Annotated in this window: 1 protein-coding gene; it reads left to right on the plus strand. The window is 41.0% G+C overall.

Annotated features, from left to right (window positions below; genetic code table 11):
• On the plus strand, positions 1–522 hold a 522-nt coding region (pyrD, locus tag ACS8FD_RS24455), incomplete at both ends, for a dihydroorotate dehydrogenase (quinone) (RefSeq protein ID WP_439277750.1).

Here is a 522-nt window from a genome sequence, read left to right on the forward strand (position 1 = left end):
CAAGTTGGGAATGATAAGCCACGTCTGTTTAGAATAAGACAGGCAGATGCTATTATTAACCGGATGGGTTTTAATAATCAGGGTGTCGATTATCTGATTGAAAATGTCAAACGCTGTAAATATAAAGGCAACATCGGTATCAATATTGGTAAAAATGCCAGTACGCCCGTCGAAAATGCGGCTGACGATTATATTTACTGTCTAGAACGTGTTTATCCCCATGCCTCATATATTACAATCAATATCTCATCACCTAATACAAAAAATTTACGTGATTTACAAAGCGGCGAGGCGTTAACGCAGTTATTAGACGTGATTAAAAATCGTCATAGCCAGCTTGCGACAGAGTACGGGTTCTATGTGCCGTTAGTATTAAAAGTCGCCCCTGATTTAGAGCCGCTACAAGTTGATTATATCTCGCAGCAATTGTTAGATTTTGACATTGATGGTTTGATTGCAACCAATACGACCTTGAGCCGAGTGGGGGTTGAGGATCTGACCGATGGCGATCAAGCAGGTGGT

Source organism: Psychrobacter sp. 1U2, from assembly GCF_051847575.1.